This window comes from Streptomyces sp. NBC_00483 (assembly GCF_036013745.1).
Lineage (GTDB): Bacteria > Actinomycetota > Actinomycetes > Streptomycetales > Streptomycetaceae > Streptomyces.
In genome coordinates this window covers 6850971-6873381 of sequence record NZ_CP107880.1, presented here as the reverse complement: position 1 = coordinate 6873381, position 22411 = coordinate 6850971, and the positions used below count along the sequence as shown (strand labels likewise).

31 protein-coding genes are annotated in these 22411 nt (G+C 67.1%); 5 read left to right on the top strand and 26 right to left on the bottom strand.

Annotation, left to right across the window (positions count from 1 at the left end):
- Positions 1 to 52: 52 nt before the first annotated feature.
- The 5 genes from OHA73_RS30985 to OHA73_RS30965 all read right to left on the bottom strand — a co-directional run bounded on the left by OHA73_RS30985 (position 53) and on the right by OHA73_RS30965 (position 3709).
- Positions 53 to 1453 (bottom strand): WXG100 family type VII secretion target, encoded by a 1401-nt coding sequence (locus tag OHA73_RS30985; protein ID WP_267068978.1) that lies wholly within the window; start codon positions 1451 to 1453, stop codon positions 53 to 55.
- Between the two features lie 65 nt (positions 1454 to 1518).
- Complete coding sequence (locus OHA73_RS30980; protein WP_266714871.1) at positions 1519 to 1941, bottom strand: hypothetical protein; 423 nt, start codon at positions 1939 to 1941, stop codon at positions 1519 to 1521.
- Between the two features lie 309 nt (positions 1942 to 2250).
- Complete coding sequence (locus OHA73_RS30975) at positions 2251 to 2643, bottom strand: hypothetical protein (protein WP_267068979.1); 393 nt, start codon at positions 2641 to 2643, stop codon at positions 2251 to 2253.
- A gap of 107 nt (positions 2644 to 2750) precedes the next feature.
- Positions 2751 to 3263 (bottom strand): hypothetical protein, encoded by a 513-nt coding sequence (locus tag OHA73_RS30970; RefSeq protein ID WP_327656660.1) that lies wholly within the window; start codon positions 3261 to 3263, stop codon positions 2751 to 2753.
- Positions 3264 to 3457: 194 nt separating this feature from the next.
- Entirely contained in the window at positions 3458 to 3709 is a 252-nt protein-coding gene (locus tag OHA73_RS30965; protein WP_267068980.1) for a hypothetical protein, read from the bottom strand.
- Positions 3710 to 4375: 666 nt separating this feature from the next.
- Here OHA73_RS30965 and OHA73_RS30960 point away from each other — a divergent pair.
- Positions 4376 to 4510 carry a hypothetical protein gene (locus OHA73_RS30960; protein ID WP_266714867.1) on the top strand — a complete coding sequence of 45 codons (135 nt, stop codon included), beginning with the start codon at positions 4376 to 4378 and terminating at the stop codon, positions 4508 to 4510.
- An 86-nt stretch (positions 4511 to 4596) separates the two neighbouring features.
- Here the strand turns inward: OHA73_RS30960 and OHA73_RS30955 are convergent, their stop codons facing one another.
- From OHA73_RS30955 to OHA73_RS30920, 8 genes are all read right to left on the bottom strand, one after another.
- Positions 4597 to 5043, bottom strand: coding sequence for a hypothetical protein (locus OHA73_RS30955; RefSeq protein ID WP_267068981.1), 447 nt, complete (start codon positions 5041 to 5043; stop codon positions 4597 to 4599).
- A 755-nt stretch (positions 5044 to 5798) separates the two neighbouring features.
- Positions 5799 to 6176: a hypothetical protein gene (locus tag OHA73_RS30950; RefSeq protein ID WP_267068982.1), complete on the bottom strand. Its 378-nt coding sequence runs from the start codon at positions 6174 to 6176 to the stop codon at positions 5799 to 5801.
- Positions 6177 to 6462: 286 nt separating this feature from the next.
- Positions 6463 to 6675, bottom strand: a complete 213-nt coding sequence (locus OHA73_RS30945) for a hypothetical protein (RefSeq protein WP_327656659.1) — start codon at positions 6673 to 6675, stop codon at positions 6463 to 6465.
- Between the two features lie 39 nt (positions 6676 to 6714).
- Positions 6715 to 6912, bottom strand: coding sequence for a hypothetical protein (locus OHA73_RS30940; RefSeq protein WP_327656658.1), 198 nt, complete (start codon positions 6910 to 6912; stop codon positions 6715 to 6717).
- 62 nt (positions 6913 to 6974) lie between these two features.
- Positions 6975 to 7871 (bottom strand): hypothetical protein, encoded by an 897-nt coding sequence (locus OHA73_RS30935; RefSeq protein ID WP_327656657.1) that lies wholly within the window; start codon positions 7869 to 7871, stop codon positions 6975 to 6977.
- Between the two features lie 3 nt (positions 7872 to 7874).
- Entirely contained in the window at positions 7875 to 9095 is a 1221-nt protein-coding gene (locus tag OHA73_RS30930) for a putative T7SS-secreted protein (protein ID WP_267068985.1), read from the bottom strand.
- A gap of 99 nt (positions 9096 to 9194) precedes the next feature.
- A complete protein-coding gene (locus tag OHA73_RS30925; protein ID WP_323179681.1) occupies positions 9195 to 9479 on the bottom strand; it encodes a hypothetical protein in 285 nt (94 codons plus the stop codon).
- Positions 9480 to 9743: 264 nt separating this feature from the next.
- A complete protein-coding gene (locus tag OHA73_RS30920) occupies positions 9744 to 10421 on the bottom strand; it encodes a hypothetical protein (RefSeq protein WP_266714860.1) in 678 nt (225 codons plus the stop codon).
- 222 nt (positions 10422 to 10643) lie between these two features.
- Here OHA73_RS30920 and OHA73_RS30915 point away from each other — a divergent pair, with 222 nt between their 5' ends.
- Together OHA73_RS30915 and OHA73_RS30910 are read left to right on the top strand one after the other, a co-directional pair.
- Positions 10644 to 11288, top strand: a complete 645-nt coding sequence (locus OHA73_RS30915) for a hypothetical protein (protein WP_267068986.1) — start codon at positions 10644 to 10646, stop codon at positions 11286 to 11288.
- 20 nt (positions 11289 to 11308) lie between these two features.
- The gene (locus OHA73_RS30910) at positions 11309 to 11950 is read left to right on the top strand and encodes a hypothetical protein (protein WP_267068987.1); all 642 of its coding nucleotides are present in this window, start codon (positions 11309 to 11311) and stop codon (positions 11948 to 11950) included.
- A 79-nt stretch (positions 11951 to 12029) separates the two neighbouring features.
- Here the strand turns inward: OHA73_RS30910 and OHA73_RS30905 are convergent, their stop codons facing one another.
- From OHA73_RS30905 to OHA73_RS30870, 8 genes are all read right to left on the bottom strand, one after another.
- Positions 12030 to 12761 carry an SMI1/KNR4 family protein gene (locus tag OHA73_RS30905; RefSeq protein ID WP_267068988.1) on the bottom strand — a complete coding sequence of 244 codons (732 nt, stop codon included), beginning with the start codon at positions 12759 to 12761 and terminating at the stop codon, positions 12030 to 12032.
- Positions 12762 to 12767: 6 nt separating this feature from the next.
- The gene (locus OHA73_RS30900; protein WP_267068989.1) at positions 12768 to 13577 is read right to left on the bottom strand and encodes a hypothetical protein; all 810 of its coding nucleotides are present in this window, start codon (positions 13575 to 13577) and stop codon (positions 12768 to 12770) included.
- A 74-nt stretch (positions 13578 to 13651) separates the two neighbouring features.
- Positions 13652 to 14305 carry a NucA/NucB deoxyribonuclease domain-containing protein gene (locus OHA73_RS30895; protein WP_267068990.1) on the bottom strand — a complete coding sequence of 218 codons (654 nt, stop codon included), beginning with the start codon at positions 14303 to 14305 and terminating at the stop codon, positions 13652 to 13654.
- Entirely contained in the window at positions 14302 to 15036 is a 735-nt protein-coding gene (locus tag OHA73_RS30890; protein ID WP_267068991.1) for a WXG100-like domain-containing protein, read from the bottom strand. The genes OHA73_RS30895 and OHA73_RS30890 overlap by 4 nt, the downstream gene beginning before the upstream one ends.
- A 102-nt stretch (positions 15037 to 15138) precedes the next feature.
- On the bottom strand, positions 15139 to 15549 hold the full coding sequence (locus OHA73_RS30885; RefSeq protein ID WP_327656656.1) for a hypothetical protein: 411 nt from the start codon (positions 15547 to 15549) through the stop codon (positions 15139 to 15141).
- Positions 15549 to 16799 (bottom strand): amidase domain-containing protein, encoded by a 1251-nt coding sequence (locus tag OHA73_RS30880; RefSeq protein WP_327656655.1) that lies wholly within the window; start codon positions 16797 to 16799, stop codon positions 15549 to 15551. The genes OHA73_RS30885 and OHA73_RS30880 overlap by 1 nt, the downstream gene beginning before the upstream one ends.
- A gap of 2 nt (positions 16800 to 16801) precedes the next feature.
- Positions 16802 to 17134 (bottom strand): type VII secretion target, encoded by a 333-nt coding sequence (locus OHA73_RS30875; RefSeq protein WP_327656654.1) that lies wholly within the window; start codon positions 17132 to 17134, stop codon positions 16802 to 16804.
- A gap of 131 nt (positions 17135 to 17265) precedes the next feature.
- On the bottom strand, positions 17266 to 17928 hold the full coding sequence (locus OHA73_RS30870) for a hypothetical protein (protein ID WP_327656653.1): 663 nt from the start codon (positions 17926 to 17928) through the stop codon (positions 17266 to 17268).
- Positions 17929 to 17996: 68 nt separating this feature from the next.
- Here OHA73_RS30870 and OHA73_RS30865 point away from each other — a divergent pair, with 68 nt between their 5' ends.
- Complete coding sequence (locus OHA73_RS30865; RefSeq protein WP_327656652.1) at positions 17997 to 18353, top strand: hypothetical protein; 357 nt, start codon at positions 17997 to 17999, stop codon at positions 18351 to 18353.
- Between the two features lie 97 nt (positions 18354 to 18450).
- Here OHA73_RS30865 and OHA73_RS30860 read toward each other — a convergent pair whose 3' ends face one another.
- Positions 18451 to 19089, bottom strand: coding sequence for a hypothetical protein (locus OHA73_RS30860; RefSeq protein ID WP_327656651.1), 639 nt, complete (start codon positions 19087 to 19089; stop codon positions 18451 to 18453).
- 101 nt (positions 19090 to 19190) lie between these two features.
- Between OHA73_RS30860 and OHA73_RS30855 the strand changes: the two genes are divergently transcribed.
- Positions 19191 to 19475 (top strand): hypothetical protein, encoded by a 285-nt coding sequence (locus OHA73_RS30855; RefSeq protein WP_327656650.1) that lies wholly within the window; start codon positions 19191 to 19193, stop codon positions 19473 to 19475.
- A gap of 148 nt (positions 19476 to 19623) precedes the next feature.
- Here the strand turns inward: OHA73_RS30855 and OHA73_RS30850 are convergent, their stop codons facing one another.
- From OHA73_RS30850 to OHA73_RS30835, 4 genes are all read right to left on the bottom strand, one after another.
- Positions 19624 to 19914: a WXG100 family type VII secretion target gene (locus tag OHA73_RS30850; RefSeq protein ID WP_267068998.1), complete on the bottom strand. Its 291-nt coding sequence runs from the start codon at positions 19912 to 19914 to the stop codon at positions 19624 to 19626.
- Between the two features lie 106 nt (positions 19915 to 20020).
- Complete coding sequence (locus tag OHA73_RS30845; protein WP_266714845.1) at positions 20021 to 20347, bottom strand: WXG100 family type VII secretion target; 327 nt, start codon at positions 20345 to 20347, stop codon at positions 20021 to 20023.
- A 379-nt stretch (positions 20348 to 20726) separates the two neighbouring features.
- Complete coding sequence (locus tag OHA73_RS30840; RefSeq protein ID WP_327656649.1) at positions 20727 to 21872, bottom strand: WXG100-like domain-containing protein; 1146 nt, start codon at positions 21870 to 21872, stop codon at positions 20727 to 20729.
- A 111-nt stretch (positions 21873 to 21983) separates the two neighbouring features.
- Positions 21984 to 22337 (bottom strand): WXG100 family type VII secretion target, encoded by a 354-nt coding sequence (locus tag OHA73_RS30835; protein ID WP_327656648.1) that lies wholly within the window; start codon positions 22335 to 22337, stop codon positions 21984 to 21986.
- Positions 22338 to 22411 lie beyond the last annotated feature (74 nt).

Sequence of the window (22411 nt, the reverse complement as noted above, 5' to 3'; positions counted from 1 at the left end):
AAGGCTGCGGACCCCGTCTTGTCTTCACCGCATACTTAACCAGTAGGCCCGACTATTCCACGACCCTGGGGTTAACAGTGCGACTGTTTGCCCAGGTCTCCTCATCCTCGACCAGATAGTCCGGACGAGAGTTGTCGCGACCCTTCTTGTCCTTACCCTTGCCTGTCTGTGCACCGTGCCCAGCAAGACCATTGCGTCCGGCATTCTGTCCTGCACCGCCGGTCGCTGTCTTCGGCTTCTGGCGCAGGGCGGAACCGCCCTGCTGCCCGGAACCCGGCTTGACGACGGACTTGCCGATCTCGCCGCCCTTCGTGCGAGCGAGCGAGTTGCCCTTCAGGCCCTTCGCCGCTTCCTTACCGGCTGCGCCGGACCCCGCGCCTCCGCCAAGTCCGCCGCGCCCCATAGCGCCCGCACCACCACGACCGGCAGCACCCGCGCCAAGACCTGCACCAGCACCGATCCCGCCGGCGATCCCCGTGCCGCCAGGTCCACCGGAGCCGACGCCACCGGCTCCGGAACCAGCCATGCCGCCACCGATACCACCGGCACCAGTTCCCGTGCCGACACCACCAGTTCCGGCTCCCGAGCCGCCGTTGAAGCTGAGGTTGCCGGCACCGATCTGCGAACCGGCCGTCGGCTTCTGCGAGCCGATACCCCCGCTGATGCCGCCGGCAGTCGGCGACTTCATACCCTTGACCGCCGACCCCGAGGCGCCGGAACGGCTGAGATTGCCAGAACCGGCACTGCCCGAAGGACTGGTTACGGAACCAGCGACGATCGGCACAGGAGCAACGCCACCAGGCTCGCCCGGGTATTCCTCACTGTCACCATGGTCCCTCTTCGACCACGACCCCATCGACTTGGTCTGCGAGTTGTAAGCCGCCCCCAGCGCCTCCATCTTCACAGCCATGGCCATCTGCGCCTCGCGCCCCGCCGACATGTCGCCTTCGCGGCCATCAGCAATCTGCTGCGCAGTCACATTCTTGTCGGCGAGGTCCCGGTTGAGGCCGTCCTCGTCGCGGTTGATGTCCGTGAGACGGTCGGACCTGCTCTCGCCCGCGGACGGCTTCTGCATAGCCACGACTTGCTTCTGGATGTCCCCGAGCACGTTCGCCGCACTCGTCATCGCGGTGGAGACCTGCGTCGCATACGTGGACGTGTCATGGATCTTCTTCGAGATCACCTTCGACCGAGCCTGGAACTGGTCGGCCGACGGGCCCTCCCAGTGCTCCATCACCTCGGAGACAGCGTGTTCGTAGGCCTCCTTGGCCGCGACAAGCTGATCGTGGACACCGGTCCAGCCCCTGGCAGCACGATGTACGTTCTCAGGGTTGGCGTTCTGGACCATGCCCTTCATGGTGTCCATGTCCAGGTTCTTGAAGTCGGTCGTGTTGTCGCCGACGTAGCACTGCGTCGGCGCCTGGTACGTGTAGTCCGCGCCCTGGTCACTCATTGCGCCCCAGGCCCCCTTCGTCACTCGCTTCGTGTCCTACCCGTCCACTGCTGACCTCGATGTCACTACACACCCGACATCGACCCCGCATCGACCCCCGACCCCGGGGACGAAGTCGACGCCTGGTTCGCCCCGTGCATCGAGTTCGAGGTGTCCGCTTCAGCGTCCTGATATGCCCCGTGCGCCTTCTTCGTCTTCGTGCCGAAGTCGTCCATCACCGACTCCAGGTGGGCGACGACGGCCTCAAGGTAGTCCTTCATCTCGGCGTGGGCGGAAGTCAACGCTTCCGCCTCTTCGAACCGGCCGCCCGACGTGCTCCCGCTCGTCGTGCACTGCCCACCCACGCTCGTACCCAATGCGCCCGGCGGCAGGTACGTGTTGCTCTTCGTGTCCGCGTTCGCCTTGCCCAGGTCGCCAATAATCCCGTTCAGCTTCTTGATGACCTGGTCGAGCGCACTCAGATCGACCTTGTACCCGTCACCGGCCATGCGCTTGGCCCTCCCCGTTCATCCTGCTAGTCCCGTTCTTCCCGTTGGGGGCGATAAGTCCGGTCCCCTGTCACAAGCCTGCCTATAGCTTATCGAACGGCACCCACACCCCGCTCGGTGCTGCCCGTCACAACTCCGCGACAGGTGCGGCGGATACGCTGCCCCATGGGGCATAAGCGACACAATCACCCCGTCCTCATGTCCTCCTGACCGCGTCGGCGCAGAACCAACTCAGTAGGCGAACCCGGTGGACGAGCTCACTGGACGAACCCTGTGGACGAGCTCAACGGACCAGCCCAACGGACCAGCTCAATAGAGCCTCCAGCCCCGCCCGTCATGACGCGGCCCAGCCTCCCGGGCCGCGCCGCCCCGCTGGCGCCGCTCCTCGTCGATCTCGTCCTGATACGTGGTCAGTCGGCGACGCCCCTCGTCCTCCGCGGCGTGCCGCGCGTCGGGCGGCAGTTCCTCCAGCGCACGGAACCCGTCGCGCACCCGGTCGGACAGGGCCTCTCGGTAGGCCGAGTTCTGCATCGCCTCGCGCAACCCCACCCTGCCCGCGAGTACTTCCTTCGCCATCTCCTGGACGACCTCTCCGCCGCCACCCTGCGCAAGGCGCTGGAGCGAACTACGCAGAGCCCTGGCGCGTGCCGGCTCCCTGGCGATGTCCAGGAACTCCTCGTCCCCGACCTGCTCTTCGGCCACCTGCGGGCCTCCCTTGTCCCAAATACCTGATGCGCGTGCCCAATTACGCGTCATGACCCACGATGCGACCTACGAGGCGGCCCACGACGACTACGTGCGTACGACCGTCAAACAGCCGGATGGTCGTAGCCCTCCCCCACCGCCGGCAGCTGGTTGACCGCCACCCCGATGGTTCCTGACAGTGCCGCCGCCGCGGCGACGGCGATCTTCACTGACTGCTCTGCCGCCGAGTAGGCCTCGGTCGCCTGCCCCCACAGCCGGATCACCTTCACGACTTCGAGCGCGGCCAGGCCGTATCCGACGACGGCCCCAACGCCCGTTTCCACCAAGAGCGTTCCAGCAGCCACCTCGATCTCGATGAGGATCAGGGCGTCCGCCATCGCCGTCAGCACACCTTTGACGAGGTTCAACGCCTCGTACACCGCAAGGGAAATCTCCGAGTAGTAGCCCTGAAGATCCTTCAGCGATGTGCCGACTTCGGTGATCCTTTTTGCCAGCTCATCGAAGTATTTATATGCGGCATCTGCCTCATTTCCGTCCCATGACTGGTCGAGTCGCTGATTCCCGGACTGGATATTGGCACTCAAGTCGCCGAGTGAGCTCCCCGACTTCTGCCACATCTCGGCACACTTTACGTACGCCTCCCAGTCTCCCGCGAACCAACCGAGCGCCTGTTCCAGCGGATCCTGCTCCGCCTGGAATACGAACTTGATGGCCTCAAGGGACCAGTAGCTGGGGCTGAGCCAATCGCTGACCGTCCCGACGGTGTCGCTTACCAGGCCGTGCGAGTACTCCTCGGGCTTGCCCGGAGCACTCAGCCGGGAGGAAGGGGCGGCCGCGTCGCCGCGCTTCGATCCAGGAGCGTGTGGATGCGCGACAACGCCCTATTGGCTTCGTCCATCGCCTGGTCGTGCAATTCCAGAGGTGCCAGCAACAGGCCTTGTTCCGTGGTGGACTTGTCCAGCCCCGTGCCGTATCTCTTGACGTATTCACCGACAGACTGCGCGGCGCGGTCGACCTGTTTCCCGTAGGCCTCAAGATCCGCCGATTCAGCTGCGAAGCTCACTGTCGCTCGCTCCCCTCCAACAATTTCCGTAGCGGCCGGAAGGCACCGTAGCAACCATGCCCAGGAATCTCTTCAGCCGGAACTGGCAGGACCAGGACGGCCATCCACTCGGATCCGACGGGGATAAGCAACTCGCGAGAGCGAAACGGCAGGCCCTGCGCGTATTGCCCGGCATCACACTGGTTTTCGCTGTGTGTTACCTGGCAGTCAACTGCGTGTCACTACTCCGGGGTGAATTTGACGCATCCATGGCGCTTTCGATCATCCCTGCTGTTATTGCTGGCTTTCTCGCCATTCGTGGACGGATCACGCGTTCCATCCCTTTGTGTGCGGCCGGGCTTGTGGTGTTGGTCGCGTGGGGGCTGCCGTGTCGGCGTTGAACGGCTGACCCGTCACCTCCGACACCTGCGCATGGTTCAACGCTCCCAGCACTTCGCCACAGCGGGCGCGTACGCCACCCGTAGTCGAAGTAGCCACCACAGGACCGGAATCGGCCGCACGCGGACTCGGTCAACACTGACCGGCCAAGGAGATCGCCCGAAGGCTTCCAGGCTGCGCGAAGCGGAGCGCCGATGACGCCGGACGCGGAATCGGCAAGGGCCACCGCCCGTCGCTCGATCTCATCCGTGCCCTTGTGTCGGGCCTCTAGGAGAAGAAGACGTCCACATGCCGGCGATCACTTGGGAAGACCCGTTCTGCGGGGAAGGCGCCAACTGTTTCCGCCTCGGCACCGACAGCCGCGAGGCGCTCCGTGCGTTGATCTCGGACATCAAAGCGGGGAAGGCGGATCACCTTCTCTGAGCGCTACGGACTCGAGTGCTCGGCCCCGTCTACGTTTCGACGAACCACATGCGCCGCGCCGGTATTGGGCGGCACCGTCGAAAACATCACGAGGACGAGGACGAGCCCAGCCCAACCGGCCCCCGGTCGAGATGACTCAGCCTCACCGGGAACGCCTCGCCCATGCGTCGCCAGCCTTGCCCCATGAACTGGACCGAGCACCACGAACCGTCGACGAACCCGATTTCGTGACAGCCGCCCACGACATCGCTTCGGTCTCGGATCCAGCTCACCTTGCCGAGCACCGTCGACCAGCCCACCTCGACCGGGCCGTGCCTGCCCGTGAGCGAGCCGGCGCGCGACACGTACACGAGTTGCAGGTGATGCCCAGTGACCTGCATGACCACGTCCGCGCCGTTCCTGGTCCGCGGCATCGTGGCTCGCGCCAGGTGTCCCGCCATGGAGTTCCAGTCACCGCAGAACGGTTTCCCGGGCTTCTTCCCCCCACGCCAGAAGATCGCCTCGAAGAGCGCTTCGAACGGGTTCCAGGTCATGGAGATCAACCTCGCCGTCCCACGCACTGGGAGCATGCACCAGCTGAAGGGGGTCCGGCGCTCCGAGCGCAGACCGCGCGTGCGGCGGAAATGGCCGGGTTCGGGCGCCCGGGAAGCCAGAGCGACCCGGTGCTCTCCTCGCAGCGCCTCGCCACCCGGTGCGACCGCCCGCGCTCGCACGACCGACGTCTGATTGCGGTCCGATCCGCTCACCCGAAAATTTCCCTCACTGTCCGGGACGCGCGCGAAGGCGTTGTATCCGTACGCCCATCCAGGCTCCGCGGGTCGAGGCGCCTTTCGTACTCGTAACGCCCCTCCGCCACCCCAGGTCCGCCCTCAAGGACCGAGCCCTGGACAGCGCCGGCCGGGTCGGCACCGATCACATCCTTGACGGCACCCTTCACGGTCTTCTTGTAGCCACGTATCCCGCGAACAGGACCAGATCCTCTGGGGGACGGCGGCCGTGTCCATCGCAGCGAACATAGGGCATGAGGCCGCCCTTGAGGTGCTTCGGCCCTTTCGAAGTGCGCTCCGAAGCTCTGCCATCTTGCGAGGCAACTGCATGCGCTTTGCGATGTCGGACAGCGCCTCCGCCAGCTTGGCGGTGATCTTGACAGCTTTGGCCGCCCTGGTGCCGATTCCGGCGGCGGCGACAGGCGACCCGCCGGCTGCGGCGGCAAGGACTGCCTCCACAATCTCGACGGCAAGCTCGAGCACGTCTTGCCCGGTGCATGCCGAACACCGAACGGCCAGGCTCAGCCGTCCCATTCATGCAGTACGGCCTGCGCGTAGACGACCCGCATGTCCAAACGGGCCGTCCGGACCTTGTACTTGTCGGTCATCCCGTAGAACTTCAAGGGGGCGGGGCCCAGCCCGAGGCCACCCTTGGTGCGCCATGCCGTCCGCGACGGCAGATGCCAATCGGGGCGGCCGTACCCGCCGACGAGGCCCGCCACGTTGTAGACCAGCATCAGCGGCGAGAGCAGCACGTACAGAATCCACGCACTGACGGTTCCACGACGGCCGACCAGGCTTGTGCCGTCCGGCAGTTCCATCTCGTACCGGCGGCGCCCGCCACTACCCGGGGCCGACAGTCGCAGCACGCCCAGCTCGGCCCCGTCAGGCCCTGTCACAGCCAGGTCGGCTCCCGCATTCGGGTCGGCCGTTCGCCGGGCCACAGAACACAAGGGCCCATTCCCTACCTGGTCCGCGAAGAGGGTGAAACTCGGACCCCGGCCGTCTGCCGCTTCCTTGTTCGGAAACTCCCCTTGGACATGGATCGCGTTCCCACCTCGTACCTTGATGAGGCGTTGGAAGTTGGCCGCTGCCCTTTCTTGTGCAGTCGGATAGTGAACGCTGAATTCGGTACTCACGTTTCCTGGCCCAAGTGGTCGGCGGGAATGGGGTCGAGATCGCAGGTCATCGCCAGCTATTTCCGGTGGGCGGCTTGAGCCACGCGGGCAGTTGACGGAGCGCGAGCCCTGATGTCGACAGGATCTGAAGATAACCGTTGACCTGATCGCGGGTCCCGCCGCGTACCCATGCACGACGGAACCAGAACGCTCGCGACAGCAGGTACACGCCGGCTGCGAGCAGTAGCACCACGGGCGAGCAGAGGATCAGGCCGACCACTGGGTCGAGGGTTCCCCAATCGGTGGTGTCGATCAGGAATCACGCTCCGACCGCTCCTGGGACGAGCAGCAAGCCTCCCCATGCCCCGCGTGAGTTCATCCGGCCCAGCAGGCGCCGGTGGCGATGGAGCATCGCGGCGACCTCGCGGTCGGCCAGATAGTCGATGCCCCTGTCGACGCCAATGGCCCGCGCCGCCTCGGCCAGGCCCGGCACCTCCGCCAGGTGAACAGCCCTCACCTGCAACAGCCCAAGGGCATCCGCCGGGAGAGCGCTGCCGACTTCCGGCAGGCGCCGTGCACTCATCCGAACACGTCCCGGACGGGCTTCGGAGGCGGAGGTTCCTCGGCGCCCTGTGCCGCCTGCGTGGGCCCGGTCGGCTCTGTCACCGGTGTCGACTGCGTCAGAGGGCCGCCGGAAGCCACGTCCGTCCGCTGATCCGCATGATCCGGATCATCCGGCTGCTGAGGCAGGTTGCCGGCCTGGGGCGGGGTACCGGCCTGAGGCTCGGCATCGGCCGACGCCGGCCCCTCCGCCACTTCAAGGGTGTTCACGATGGTGAAGAAGAGCTCTGAGTACAGGTCCCAGTCCTGCATGCACGGCGTGCTGAGTTCGAAGAGAGCCATCTCCGCGTACCGGCGAAGAGGGAGGTACACGGCGATCTTTCCGATCTCCACCTCTTCGGCCCGACCGGAGTCGGTGATCTCCGCAGGAAGCGTCATGATCTCCGAGGTGAACCTGGCGACCGCCTCGCCCGCCTCGAGCCACACCGTCTCGACCCGAGCCTGCTCCCCCAAACCAGAGGAACCGGACGCCCCGGACGTCCCGGAGAGTTCCGCGGCGACACTCGAAGCCGTCATCCTCCGGCCGTTCGGCACCGACTCCAGCAGCGTGGCGGTCACCGTCGCCGTGCTGTGGCGCCCGTCGAGGTCGAGCAGGCAGAAGCCCGCGTAGCCGACCCCGGCCTCCACCATCTCGGCGACCACCGGCAGTTGAGCCGCCGCGTACTGGAACCAGAGTTGGGCGTTCCCCTCCGGGTAGATGTCCTGGGCCAGCTCGATCAGCTCTTCACCCACCAGCTCCGGGGGTTCCTGGACAGGGAGCTCGAAGAAGGCGGGCGGCACACGGAAGTTCAGACGCTCAGGAGCAGCCTCCGAGGCGACGGTCACACCGCTGCCGGGTTCATCCATCGTGTCCATGGGTTACGCCGCCCCCGCCGCCGACATGAACGCGTTACTGGACGGTGCGCTCGCCGACTGGGTACTCGATCCGCCCGACACGAGGCCGTGCACCAGGCCGACGCCCTTGATGCCGCCCATCGTTCCGCGCATCAGCCCGCTGCCGACGTCCAAGGCCTCCTCGCCGAGCCCCAGCCCCTTGCCCGCCCGCGCCAGGCCCTTGTACATCACGCCGCTGGCCATCCCCCTGGCCACGTTGACCGAGGTCGCCACCTCGTCGGCGTGCGAGAAGACACCTGCGAGCCGCTCGCCCGTCGCCGCCGCCTTGGCCGCCTTCGCTCCCGCCGTCAGTCCCTTGACCGCTCCGACACCGGGCAGCACACCAAGGCCCGCACCGACCCAGTCCATCACTCCGACCTTGTCGCCGCGTGCCGTCTTGGCCGCGTAGCCGGCCAGAGCGACCGCGCTTGCGCCGATGGCCAGTGCCCCGAACACCGCCCCCACGGGCGGGATGGCCATGGTCGCCAAGGACAAGATGGACAGCACGGATCCGATCTTGGAGAACAGGTCCGCGTGGTCGGCGAGGAAGTCCGTGAAGCCGTCCCAGGCGCCCTTCAGGCCGTCCGAGATCTTGTTCCAGATGCTGATGTCCGGCGGCCGGTTCTCCGAGGCTTCGCGTATGGCCTGCTCCGCCTTGCCGGCCTGCTCCTCCCAGTAATCACGCAGCGCCTCGCCGTCCTGGATCAGGATCTTGAGCTCGTTCGCCGCGTGCTGGGCCGCATTCGATGCGGAATCGGCCTCCTCCGACAACGTCTTGGCCTGCTCCTCGCTGATCTGCTGGAACCGTACGCTGTCGATCTTGCTGTTGACCCGGTCGACGTCGGCGTTCTTCTGGTCGAGCAGCCTGCGGGCGTCGACCGCGCGGTCGTCGAGGCTCTTGGCCTGCCGCTGCAGCGTCTGCAGCTCGTCGTGCCAGCCGTGCAGCGCCCTGGAGCAGGCGTTCATCGACTCGTGGCCCTGCCGAAGGTACTTGGGTAGTTCGCCGACTTTGCCCTGGAACTTCTTGGCTGCCTCGCCGTCCCACACACCGTCGGTTTTCCCGATGCTCGTAAGCATCTCGCGCAACTCGTCGAGCTCGTCGCCGACCGTCTTGACGTCGTACGCCAGCGACTCGATCGTGTGCAGATCGCCCTTGGCGGGATTGAATTTCAGACCGGGCCAGCCGGGATCGTCGAATATCCCCATCGTCCTCTCCCGTTACGTGTACGTGTGCTGCTCCGGTTGTGCCAGTTGCTCCAGCGCGGGGTGTCGGCACCGCGGCGGCCGCAGGTCCTGGTGGAGCTCCTACTGGCTGAAGCCCTTCTGGATGTCCTGATCGGTCGTCAGGTAGGCATCGAGGGTCTTCTGCAGCCCCTCGTGCAGCGTCTTGGCGGAGTCGGCGATCCGCTTGATGCCGTCGCCCCAGTCGTCCTGGAAGTCGTCACAGGCGTCATCCAGGCCGTCCGTACCGAGGCCCTTCGGGCCCACCTTGTTGAGCCGCTGCTGGGCATCCCGCATGCGGTCGTCCACCTGGTCCAGCCTGCCGATCAATGTCTTCATGCGATCGGTGTCGATCTGGAAGTCCATCAGCCCCGTGCACCTCCCCCGTTTGCCGTCGTTACCGCGATCGGGCACTGCCGGGCAGATTATCGGAGGGGAGACTTCCGGCCCCACACAGCGATGCGCATCTGGTTCGATCTTTACTCGCCTATGGAAGAAACAGAAGAAAGCGCATACCCCTCACGGGCACACCACTCCCACGCCTACGGGAGAGAAGCCACAGTGGCGGCCTGCCCCCTCACCACGTCCACGGCCGTCCGTGCGCACCGAACAAACCGACATCGCGGGCGACAACTACGGCCTGGTCGCGCCGACCGGGAGGATGCCCGACACCTGCGTGGTGAACGCTTCGTGCTCGGGGAGATTGAGCGTGGCCCAGGATCCGTCGGCGAAGCCGAACTCGAAAAGCTGCTCCTTCTTCTGACGGCGGATCCATGCCAGTTGAGAGCGGGGGCAGTACCAGCCGACCTCGGCGCCTTCATCTGCGATGCCAGAAGGGGGCATAACAGCACTGGGCGCGTAGAAAACCTGGAGCCCGTCAGGGGTCAGGACGAGGAACGAGTACACGTACCACCAGCGGGAGCGGGGCTGAATCGCGATTTCCAATTGCCCTGCCAGGCTGTCCCAGCCTCCCCAGAAGCCGCGCTTGCGGCGCTTGTACTTTTCGCGCTTTCCCGGGTCGTCGCAGATGCGCTTGGGGCCGCTCGTCGAGGCGTTCTCATCTCCCCAGAACAACGTCGAGGCCACCACCTTGGCCTTCTGCCCAGTGCCGACGGGGTTGCCGACATCACCGAATACCTCCGGACGCCGGTCGGCCGGAGCGACGGGCTCCCTTTCCCGCCACCAATCCAGGCGGTTGATGGCGAAGGGGCCGGTGACGGGGGTTCCTGGCGGGAGAAGGGCGCCGACGCGAGGGGCCATGTCCTCGGCGCGCGCGGCTGCGATCGCACTCTTGGCTTCGGCGAGGTTCATAGGACGGGCACGGCTCCTGTGCTGTCGAAGTGGCGAGTACGGGATGATCCCAGATGGTCCGGGGGTCCGACCAGCGACCAGCGAAAGGGGCCTGCTGAGTCCGAGCCGTCTGGATAGGGTTCCGGAGCGGCGTTGAGACGCTGCGTTGACATGTGTCCGGGGGTGTTCGCTCAGGCTGCTCTGTCCGGGCCCGATGCAGTCGAGCATCCAGGAGATCGAATCATGCACGGTGCGGCCGCCGACGAGACTCAGGAGGCGCAACTCGCGCCACAACTCCCCCTGACGAAATGCGCTTTCGACGATCCCGGCACCCGCACCGCCTGGACGAAGTCCAGACGCAAGGTACGAGTGCGCCTCACCCTCTGGACCGTCTTCTGGGTGGGTTCGTTCGTCGCGCTGAGTCTGCTCGACGGGTTCGGGGTCATCGGCCTGTCCGACGTCCGTTTCAAGGGGCGCCGCGGAGGAAGCGGCGGGAACCTGCTCGGAATGGTCGGGGCCGTGGTCTTCCTGGTTTACCTGTGTCAGCTGTACCTGTACGTCGTCTCGCTCCGGTCACTGAAGCGCATGCGGCGAGTGCTCGAACGGCACCCCTGGCGGATCGTCTCCGCCGTACGCAAGCAGCATCAGGTCACCGACCCGAGTGGCGTGCCCGTCCGGCTGCGGATCGGGGCCGAAGGTGCGCGCAATGAGTGGAGTCACCTCATGTCCGCCAGCGGCGTGCCCCGTAAGCGGCGGTGGCCCGAGGCCATGGAGCACGGGGCGTGGCACGCGGGGGACAACTGGGGGCCAGGGGTGCTGGCGCTTCCCGGCGGCGAGGACCTCATGGAGGTCAGGAAGCGTCAGGCCGCCCGCACCGCCCGAGCGTAAAGGGAACTCACGAACTCACCATGACCGCCGACATTTCAAGCCCCGCCACGATTCCCGCGACACCCGACGTGGAGCGGGTGCTGTCGCGCAACTTCCGGGCCCTCGCGAAGTTCGTCGCATTCCGTCTGTGTCTGATCGTGACGCTGATGGTCGGGCCGATCGCCTGCATCAGGCTGGGCGTGGTGCAGGAATCCACGCTCGCCGCGCTGCCGGTTGTCGCCGGTCTGTTCGTTCTGATCCACACCGTGCTCCGCCTCAGGTTTGCGACCAGAATCTTCGCCTGCAAAAGGGTCTTGCGTCATTACCCGCTCACTCACCACTCGCGGGTCGTCAAGAAGGAGGGGAGGGGCAAGGTCTACGGGACTGTGTTCGCGCTGCGCGTGTCGATTCGGGGGCAGCACGGTGCTCCGCTGATGCGTGGGGTCAATGCCGCGGGAAGTACGCGGTGGCCTGCAGGGTTCGACGAGGGCGGCTGGGTGGCCGGTGATCTCCCGTACGGCGGAGTCGTCATCTCCCCCACGACCGACGCCATGCTCTTCGTAAAGCCGGACGACTGGGGGAAGTTGGAGTCGCGGCGGCGGGAATTGGGGGCGGAGCGTGCGGAGTTGGCGAGGCTCGCCGGGCTGGACGACGGCAAGTGGCCCGAGCCGAGGCTCTCCTAGGATTACGCCGCGGTGGTTGCCGTGGTGCTGCCCTAAGGGGCGGGGCCGATCTCCCCTCAGGACAGCCACGGCCGCAGGCTCACCCGAAGGGGTTCGGGCTCGGCAGTCGGAGCGTCGCCCCGTCCGGAAGGTCGAACACCTGCTGCGCGATCGGTCCCCGGATCCGCATCGCGGTCGCCGCGTCCACGACCTTGAAGTTGTCGAAGTCATAACCGCCACCCGCGACGAAGAAGCGGCGGGGGATCAGGCGCTCGGCCGGGTCCAGCGCGCCGTTCGCCTTCTGGTAGGCGTACGCGAAGCTGGCCGTGCCGTTGACGTCGGGGTCTTCGAGGAGCCAGGCCGCCCAGTCGTTGAGGCTGGTGCCGAGTTCGGTGAGTTCCGCGGATTCCGGGTTGAGCGTGACGACCTTCGCGCCGTCGATGATGCCGAATTGCGTACCGAAGAGGTCCTGGCCGAAACAGAAGATGTCGTCAGCGAGATCGTCGTAGGTGTCTTTCCACGTTTCCTCGGCATTCCAGGAAAGCAGGTCGGGGCCGAGGCCCTCGTCACCCGCGCGGAATACCTGGACGCCGGCGTTGAAGAGGAAGAAGCCGTTCATGCTGGAGAGGACCGTGCCGAGTTCGGCGAGGGGGCCGGTTTCCCAGCCGAAGTCGAGGTCGATGGCCGGGCCCATGGGGCCGCGGGCCCGGCTCAGCAGCCGTTCCAGTGCGCCGGCGGACGTCGCGTCGCCGGACGTCGCGCCGTCGGGTGTTGCGCCGTCAGGCGTTGAGTCCTTGGGCGTTGCGCCGTCAGGCGTTGCGTCGTCGGACATTCCGAATCACTTCGCTTCCGGGCCGATGGGCCGTGTCAGATAGTGCTCCCGCACTCGGTCGGTGGTGACCAGGCGGAGAGTGGGCTGAAGGACGGGAGCCGTCGGGATGGCATCCCATTTCTTGTACGGGTGCCATCGGCTGTGTGCGGCGAGCATCATGGCTTCGCCGCGCTCGATGTCTCCTTCGACCGCGTACCATCCTGCCATCCAGGAGCACTCGGCGTAGCGCGGCGGGGTGTGCCCGCCCTGTACGACGAGATCGTGTGCGCGCGGGAAGTCGTTGGCGGTCCTGAACGACATCCACACGACGTGCTGTTCGTCGGCGGTGAGCGTTTCGAAATCACGCTCCACGAGTGGAGAACGGTGCTTGGCGCCCGACGGCGGAAGCGGTACGCCCCAAGGCCTGAACCCCGGCAGCAATTCTTCCAAAGGGCGCTGAGGAAGCTGCCCGGAAAGCCAGGACAGTTGCTCCTGCAGGTTGCGGCCGGTCGGCACCGTCTCCGCCACCGTGGCCAGGCGGTCCGCAATGACCTCTGGGGCGCTATCCGGGGTGGCCAGGAGTGCCTCCTCGAACGGCATGTCCTGGTCGCACAGTTCGCCACCGCTCGGGCCGTCCGTCCGGATCAACGACTCGGCCAGATCCGCGGCTTCACCGGGGCGGTCCAACCACAGCAGGATCTGGATCGACGCGGCGGCCGCTTCCCAGACGGGGCCCCGGGCGCCACCAGGCCGACGAGCGATCTCGAGCAGCTGTGGCAGTGCCTCCTGGAAGTGCCCCTCACGGGCATGTGAGATCAACTTCTCGGCAGAGTTCATGAGGTCATTCTCTCCTTTGGCCTCTGGAACGGCAGTTTCCCGGTGCGTCGCGCGCCTTCTCCTCCAGGCGCTGTCTAGCGCACCGAGATCTTGACTCTGGTGCCATCCGGTAAGCCGCGTACAGCACTTCCCATTGCCGAGCCCGATCCTTGGTTATCCTTCGCCGCGATGTAACGGACACTCGCGCCCGTTCCTCCCTCCTTGTACATGGCCGGAGGGTATTCGTCCCGGTCCCGCGGACTGTCGGTCGGAATCCCGCGGAGCGAGTCGGCACGGTTGTCGTCCGCCCCGTTTCTGTCGATGGTGAGGACGTCGGGTTTGGGCGCACGTTGCCGACTGTCATCGCCACGCCAGACGGTGCCGTTCTGGGCGTCCTCGATGTGCTGCGCGGACTCGGGATACTTGTTCCTGTCGAGGACCATTTCCGCGTCGTATTCGGTCTGTCCGCCGGTGCGCCGGTTGAAGTCCCCTCGCGCGGCGGCCTGTTCCCGCATTCTGCGCCGCGAGCCCTTACCGGTCTCGCCGCCGTTCTTGGCCACCTTGTTCGCGAGGTTGATGAGCTCGTGGGCGTGCTGGCCGTCCGCGTCCTGGATGTTCTTGACGACCTTCTTGGTGCCGTCCCCGACCTGGCTGTACATGTCGCCGACGGCCTTGGCGGCATCCTTGCCGAGTTTCCTGCCCATGCGCTGTGCGGCGTCTTCGAGCGCCTTGGCTATCGGGTGGCTCATCCGAACGACACTCCCGACGCCGCGTTGCTGAACTTGACGGCGTGTCCGGCGACGGCCTCGGAGTGCTTCTTGAAGTCGTCGGCGTGCTTGAGCAGTTCGTCCGGGTGGATGGAGAAGCCGGTGCCGCCGCCCGCGTCGGCAGGTCCGGCGATCGCCTCGCTGGCGGACTCGACGCCCTTGAGGACCAGGCCCTTCAGCGCGCGTCCCACGATCTCCTCGAGCGGTTCGACGGCCTGGGTCGCGAGGTGTGCGATCACCTCTTCCAGGGCGCGTTCGAGGAGTTCGTTCACCACCTTCTTGGTGACCTGTATCAGTGCCGCCTCGGCCGCTGCGGCCGCCCCGAGAGTGACGATCGCCGTCGCGGCCGCCACCGCCAACTGGGCGGCGATGAATATGAGTTGGGCGATGACGGCTATCTTGGCCGCGACGATGATGGCCGCCGCGACCTCCAGGGCGACCGCCGCCATCTCGCATCCCTGGATCAGCTCGGTCATGTGGCTGGTCGCCAGCCGGCTCCAGGTCTCGGCGAGCCGGTCGTACGACGACCCCTCGTAGCAGGCCGCCATGGCATTGATGGTCTCGGAGGCCTGCTCCTGCGACGCGCCGATGTCACCCGCGAAGGTGCGGACGTGTCCGGCGAACTCGTGGACCGCGTCCTCGTTCACTTGGGGCCAGTTCAGACCCATCAGGTCCATGACCCAGACAAGCTCGTCCGGTAACTCGATGGCCATGCGCTCCCCCTGTATCCCCGTGGCGCAACTGCCCTACCTGTGACAGTTGTTCGAAGGATAGTTGCCCGGAGGTGGCGCTTCCTCATCGTGCGAGGGCGTGTTTCAGCGCGGTATGTGGCCGGTCACTGTCAGCCCCGAACAGTCCTGCCCACCAGCCGGGTCCGGCGCGTACACCCAGTACAGCGCCGCGAGTTGGACCAGCAGGAGGACCGGGACGAGGCAGACCGCCGCCACCGCCACCCGGCGCCCCCGCCACGTCTCCCCCGGCCGTTCCCCGCGCCGTCGCTCCACCCGTCGTAGGGCCAACAGGAGCGCCACCGCTGCCGATCCACACAGCGGAGCAGCCCAGGCCGTGACGTACGTGCGCGTGGACGGGCCCAGGTAGCGGCAGTTCTGGTACGTGTCGCCATCGAAGGAGAAGTGGGCCGCCAGCAGGGCCGCCGAGGCGAGGACCAAGAGCGTCACGAGAAACGGCAGTTGGAGACACCAGCGCCGGACGGAGGACGAGGGCATCAGTACCAGTCCGGGCTGGGGCGCACGAAGCGCAGGTTCTGGTCGCCCTGGTCCTTCTCGGTCGAGGGGAGGCGGCCCTCCAGGCTGACGTTCTGGTACTCGTTGTTGTGCTGGGTGTACTTGATCTCGCCGTCCGGCATCACCGCGGTGACGATCGCCGCGTGGTGCGTATTGCCCTTCTCGGCCGTGTCACCCGCGCCGGCCTGCTCGTAATAGATGATGTCGCCCGGCTTCGCCTCCGCCTGCGGGACCTCTGAACCGCCGTGCGCCAGCATGAAGTTCTGCTGGTTCTCGGCGGCGGCCCAGGTGTCGGAGTAGGCGAGTCGCTTGTCGATCGCGTCGACGCCGGTGCGAGGGCCGGCCATCCAGTTGTCGTCGTCGGCCGTGCCCCAGAAGCTCGTCTTCTCCTTCATGCCGGAGTGCAGCAGGGCGTTGGAGACGAAGTTGGCGCAGTTGTTGCCGAAGTCGGTGGGGTCGTCCTTGTTCCAGTTGGCGAGGGCGTACTCGACCATCTTCACGCGGTCGTACTTGCCGTCGGTGCCGCGCAGTTCCTGGCGTACGTCGGCGGGGATGCCGTCGAGGTTGGCGAGGGCGACCGGCTGGGCCAGCATCATGTCCTTGCGCTGCTCGGGCGTGAGGCCGTTCCACCAGCGGCGGGCCGTCGCCTTGTCCTCGCCGACCGGGATGTCGGCGGCGAGCATCCTCAACTGGATGTGGGAGGCGTGCTCCTGGAGGTCGCCCAGCGCCTTGTCCGGGTCGGTGACACCGGTCTGGGCGGCGAGCTTGGCGAACTCGGCCGCGGCCAACTTGTCCGCGGTGGTGACCTGTTCGGTCGCCTGGTCGATGAGGTCCTGCACTTCGGCCCGGTACGACTCCGTCCCCTCGCTCTCCCCACGGGGATCGGAGATCGTGCCGTCGGCCGCGATCTCCAGGCCGTGGCGGGCCGCGAGGTCCAGCGCGGCGTGCAGGGTGCTCTGCGCGGTCTCGATGGTGGTCGTCATGCCGTCGGCGACCATGTTGACCGCGAGGAGGATGTCGTACGCCGACTCGAGCTGGTTCGCGAGCTTCTCGAACTCGGCGGCCGCCGTGGCGCCGACCTCGTCCGTCCAGTTGTCGGCGAGCGGCTTGGTGCCGTATTCGCGCAGGTCCTTCGCCGCGCCCAGGGCGTGCTTGGCGAGGGTGTGCCATTCGTCGGCCGCGGTGGCCCAGGTCTTCGGGTGGGCGGTGTTCACACCCTCGTACGAGACCATGGTCAGGCCCTCCCGAGGTCGGTCAGACCGGCCAGGCCGGCGCGCAGGCGCGCTTCGGCCTCGGCGTCCGCGCGGTCGTAACTGTCCGCGGAATCCCGCAACTTGTCGCTCAGCTCGCCCATCCGCTTGGCGAGGGACACCATGTGGTCCTCCCACTTGCGCGCGCAGGCCTTGAGCTCGGCCGGGCTCTGCCAGCCGTGGCCGTGGTGGGAGGCGGGCACCTCGTCGCTGGTGTCGAGTGCGTGGCCGAGGCGCTTGGCCGTCTGGCGGGCCAGGGACTCGGTGTCGTGGGCCGTGGCGCGTACGCGTGCGGCATTGATGTCGATGTCTGCCATGGGCGTTGGACAACTCCCCCGTTGTGAAGCCCGTTGTGAACCGCTGTGCCGCCGGTTCGAATCCGGCGATCATCGTACGGGCCTCCGATTGCGAGCCTCGGCGTGAGGGACTCGGATCGGCGGACCTCGGATCAGCGTGCCGCCTGGCCGCGCAGCCGCGTCGTCCGCTCCCGGTGTCCCTTCCGGTCCGGCGCGCCCATGTGCCCGGACTCGCGTTCTGCCTCGCCCAGCCACAGTTGGGGCACGTACGACTGGATCGCCGCGACGACCGCGTCGCGCGAGCCCGGCGGGACGGGGAGGCGGTGGCGCAGCCGGGGCAGGTCGGGGTGGAGGGGCGCCTCGTCGCGGACCAGGGGCCACAGGACGGGGTCGTCGCGGTCGATGGGGCCCGAGGGGCACAGCTCGATCGAGTAGACCTTCGTGCGGCCGAGCTTGCTCCAGTGCAGGCCGACGCCGGCGAGCGAGTTCCAGGGGACGACGCCCCGCACCTTGCCGTCGCTGACCCAGAGGCCGGTTTGGTCGATGCCCACCGTCGAACGGCGCGACACCCAGGCGGAGATGAGGCTGGTGACGCTGACGAAGAGGATGAGCAGGCCCATGACGATGCCGACGACGCCCTTGGGGCTGGGATCGTCCTCACCGAGACCGACGGTGATCGCCACCCCGCCGAACAGTACGAGCAGCCCCACCGCCGTCAGCACGATGCCGAGCGGCAACGCCTTGGTCGCGTTGCGCTGACCAGTACGTATGACGGTGGCGGTGGGTGCAGGGCCGTGGCCGTGAGGTGTCGACATGAGCAGGGAGTGTAGGGAACCTGTCGCGCCCGGCGCCTGCAGGATCGGTGACGTTTAGGCTCCGGGACATGACTTATGGCTCGGAATCCGACGAACAGCTGACGGCGACCAAGACGCTGAAGGCGCGGTTCCAGGGTCTGGGGCAGCAGAGACTCGTGGTGGACCGCCGACGCGCGGCCCGGCAGGCGCGCCGGGTGTCCGCGGGAATCTCCGCGCTGGTCGCCCTCGTCGCCATCGTCCTCACGGGCGTCCGCCTCGGCCAGGGCAGCGAGGCCGGGGTGTGGACGGTGCTCTACCTCGCGGGCGGCGTGGTGAGTGGGTTCGGGGTTCTGCTGGCCCGGTTCGGCCGGACGCGGTGGGCGTTCGCGGCGATTTGTGTGGGGGCGGGGGTTGCGACGTTGGGGGATGGGCCGATGTTCGGGTGAGGTCCGCCGGCCGGCCTTCGGCGGAGGGCGACACGGCGGCTTGTCCGTGCGCGAGGGGTGGCGGCCCGCCCCGCGCTCCGGGCAGCCCGCCCCACCCTCAGGAACCCGCCTGCGCGGCGAACGGCTCCGCGTGGGTCGGTACCGATGCCACCAGCGCGATCCACGAGCCGTCAGCAAAGACGAGCTCGAAGCGCCCCCGCTGAACAACCCCCTTGGGGTTCGCACGGACCCCGGCGACAGCGGTTCGCGGCGCCTCCCACTGAGGTTCGTACGACCGCTTGAGCTGCCACAGCTTCGCGCGATCCGCCAGGACGAGCACACGGCGGCCGGTGAACGCGACCGCCAGCTGGGAGGCGGGAGTGTGCGTGGCGGTGTAGTGCGTGGCCAAGAACTCGCCGGCCTGGCTCTCCCAGCCACCGTGCAGACCTTCGCCATGCATGGTGCGCGAGATTCCGTTGTCGATCGCCCTCTCAGCTCCCTCCAGGGTGTCGGCGACGCCCCCTGTGATGCGCTCGGCTCGGGAGATGGGCCTGGGCGGGCTGTGCTGCAGGAACCGTTGAACCGCTCCCGGGAGCCGGGCCTTGATCCGCCGTTCGAGATCGGACTCTCGCGGAGGCTGGATCAACCAGAGCGGCTGGTCGGGTACTCCTGGCGCCAACTCGCACTCGCAGACGGCAACCAGTTGCTCGCCAAGCTGCAGGTGCGGTTCGATCTGGCTGCGGCATTCCTTGCTCATCGGATTCGTACCTCAGTGGGAGCGAATGGTCAGCCGAACGGATCCCCGGAAGCGGGGTTCCAGAGAGCACCAGCAGTGACGACAATCAGGCGGCGTAAAGCGTGAGCGTGTTCGGCGAGGGTGCGTTCCTCGATCTGTTCCTGTCCCGGGGCCGCATGCTCGCCCTGGTGTCGGTCCCCGTCTGGTGGAGCATGACGGTCTTCCTCCTCGCGGAGGAAGGGTGGCACTACGGACTCGTGCTGGGCTTCGTACTGCCGCTGTTCGTCGCCTACTTGGGGCTCCGGGGCTACCGGGAGGTCCGTCCGGGCATGACGGCCGGGGCGCTGGCCTTGAGTGTCGCCACGCCGCTGGTGATCATCGCCCTGGGGTGGCTCGAGGGCCGCTGAAGCCTGCCACCAACGCAATCCACGACGCGTCGGCGCAGACGAACCCGGACATGCCACCGGGGGCGGCAGATGCATCCGCACCTGCCGCCCCCGGTCACGTATCGCTACGCGCGCTGGACGCTGTCCGCGCTACCCGCGCGCCGACGCGCTACGACCAGACGCTGGTGTTCCGGCTCTCGGTCGCCTGGTAGTTCTGGGCGGCCGTGTCGAGCGCGCGGGCGATCGACTCGAGCGTCTGGTGGAGGGACGCGGCGCGACGGTCCCACTCCTGCTGCTTGGCCTGGTAGCCCTCCTGGGCCGAACCTTCCCAGCTCGCAGCGATGCGCTTGACGCCGGCCTCGAGGTCGTCGAGCTGCTGGCGGACGTTACTGGCCGTGGACTTGACGTCCTGCGAAGCCTGGGAAATGGTCTGGAAATTGACCAGAACCTGACCGGACATGATGTCTCCCCCGGGGGATGTTGGACGGAAGGTGATGAAGGATTACGACGGTGGCGCGCTGCCCGCTGCCGCTCTGTGATGGCGCAGGATCAGCGGCCGGGGAGGCTCATCCGAAGGGAGAGGCCTCGGCGCCCGACGAGACGTGCGAGATCGACGCAGCCTGCTCGTCCTCGGACGTCTGGTAGTTCGACGCCGTCGAGTCGATCGCTTCCTTGATCTCATTGAGCACGCGGTTGAGGGCGGTGGCGTCCTCGTTCACCTGGCTCTGCAGGTTGTTGTACGCAGTGGCCGCCTGGCCCCTCCAGCCAGAGGTGATCGAGTCGACCACCGTCTGCAGTCGCTGGATCTCACCCTGGATGGACTCGTTCACCTGGGAGATACGGCCGCTGAACGCGACCATCTCCTCGTGCGTCACATTAAATTGACCGGCCATGGCCACTAGCCCCCATGAGAATTCGACATCGGTCCCCGCGCCTCTCGGTCCCCCGGAGGGAACTGGGGCGAGGGTGGCACTTCTCGATAGTGCCGCGACAGTACTTTAGCCACAACTGACACGGTCACCCAAGGCGGTTCCCAGGTGACCGGCCGTGCCGTGACAGGATCCACACAATGTCACGGATCGATACGAGATCACAGGGCTCACACAGGCCCCATGCGTCCGTTACATCAGTTACGTCGGTTACATCGGATACGCCGGGTACGTGAATGCGTCGGGTATGCGGATGCGTTGGATACGCGTACGCGTCGGATACATCGCATACGTCGCATACGTGGATACGTGGATACGTGGATACGTGGATACGTCGACGGCTTCAGCCGAAGACTGATCTGGCGCGAGCGTCCTCCGCGGTCCGAGTCCGACCAGAGCCGCCACCCGGTTCGTCCGCCGTTGCCGGCTGCTCCCCTCTGAGGCGCCCGACCCCGCTCTGAGCCGCGTCCCCGAGTGCCCCGGTCGCACCCTCCACCGCTCCGTCCACCGCACCTTGGGCACTCTCGCCCGGCGACGAGATCATCGAACTCGGGTCCAGCGCCTCCGTAACGGCGTCGCCCGCCTTCGGCAGGCTCTCGGCGGTGCTGTCCACGATGCCCTGGGCCGCCGCCCCGGCACCCTGGCCCACGCCCTCGCCCGTCGCGTGGACACCTTCACCGATGCCCTCACCGACCGCGCCGAGCCCCTCACTCGCGGCCCCTCCGAGCACCCGCCCGGCCGGGCCGAGCCGCCCGGAGGCCTCGCCGATGGCGCCCGCGGCACCGTTGACGGTCTCCGAGGCGAACGTGCCCGCGCCGACCACGGCCGCCTCGCCCCACTTCATTCCGTCCTGCGCACCGAAGTGGTTCTGCACGCCCTGCTGGAGGAGGTTCTGCCCGGCAGCCTTGCCCGCCTCGACGGCCGCTTCCTTCACCACGTCGAGGACGATCTCCTTGACCGACTGCACCGCTTGCTGCTCGACGGCCTGGGTCACCTGCTGGATGAGCTTCTGCTTCAGCTCGTCGAGGATGCGGCGCACGATGAGCCGGGTCGCCTGGGTCGCCCCGGCCGCGCCGATCTCCGAAAGCCCGAACGTCACCGGCGCTGCCGCCTGCGCCGCCGCGATCTCGAAGGCCAGCGCGATGAGCTGCGCGATGACCGCGATCTTGCTGGCGACGACGATGACGGCGACCGCGTCGAGCGCGAAGGCGAGGATCTCGGCGGCCATCGCGGCGTCCTCGAGGTAACCGCCCCCGCCGCTCGAGAACTTCTTCCACGCCTCCTCGAAACCCTCGGACGCGTCACCGGAGTTGGCGTTCAGTACAGCGCTCGCGGAGTTGGTGCCGCCGCTCTGGGTGTCCCGCACCGCTGTGGCGAACTGTCGCCACGCCTCGGCCGCTTCGTGGATCTTGTCCTCGTCGGCGTCCGGCCAGCTGTAGCCGAGCAGGTCGAGGACCCATGCGACCTCGTCGGGCAGGGTCAATGCCATGCCGTGTCACTCCCCCGTGGTGCGTGTGATGGTGGTTCGTATGTCGGTGGTTCGTATGTCGGTGGTTCGGCGATGCGGTGCGTGAATACGGCACCTGGATGCGCTCTGCGGTCAGAACTGCATGCCGAGGCCGGGACAGTTCGACTGCTGCCCGATCATGATCTGGGCCTGGTCGTCCTCGGTCACCTCGTACTGGGTGCCCATGACCTTCAAGTTGCCGCCGATCTTGTCGAGCTCGTCGGCGAGGTGCTCCATCGACGTCATCATGCCTTCGCGCACCGGCTCGTAGATGTCGTTGAAGGTCCCGATGATGTCCTCGCCCCAGTCGCCCTCGGCGCTCTCGAGTGCGGACTTCAGCTCCTTGGCGGCGGTCTTGAAGGACTTCCCCAACTCGCCGAAGGAGGTCCCCTGTTCCTTGAGCACCGCCGGGTCGACGTCGAAGCTGCCTGAGCCGAAACCTGCCATGTGCTCCCCCATGAATGTGCGTGCGTGTCGCCCAAGTAGAGCCCGGCGGCGCGCAGTTGATGTGCGCGCGGCAG